This window comes from Burkholderia sp. BCC1644 (genome assembly GCF_902833225.1).
Classification (GTDB): Bacteria; Pseudomonadota; Gammaproteobacteria; order Burkholderiales; family Burkholderiaceae; genus Burkholderia.
The window spans coordinates 1-453 of the sequence record NZ_CADFEI010000073.1 but is presented as its reverse complement, the minus strand read 5'-3'; the positions used below and the strand labels follow the sequence as shown (position 1 = coordinate 453).

Sequence of the window (453 nt, the reverse complement as noted above, 5' to 3'; positions counted from 1 at the left end):
TACGACGCCTACGCACAGACCATCGCCCATGCCCCGCTCGCGGTCTGGAGCGAGGCGCGCTATTTCGATCCGTACGGCGTATTCAGCAGCACCGGCGTCGCGTATCTGTACGACGACCGCCGGCGCTACGTGCGCTACGACACGTCGTGGAGTCATTCGAACCCCGGCACGCTCACGACGACCCAGATCGGCGACACGATTTCGTCGTCGTTGTCGTGGATCCGCTCGCTGCGCATCGGCGGCGTGCAGTGGCGCAGCAATTTCGGCCTGCGTCCCGATCTGGTCACGTTTCCGGTGCCCGCGCTGTCCGGCAGCGCGGTCGTGCCCACCTCGGTCGACCTGTACGTGAACAACGTGCGCCAGTTCAGCGGCAACGTGCCGAGCGGGCCGTTCGTGATCAACAGCGTGCCCGGCATCACCGGCGCGGGCAACGCAACCGTCGTCACGCGCGAC

General features: G+C 66.9%; 1 pseudogene. It reads left to right on the top strand.

What is annotated here, in order from left to right:
* Positions 1-453 (top strand): annotated as a pseudogene (locus tag HWX87_RS37765) (fimbrial biogenesis outer membrane usher protein); the annotation flags it as partial.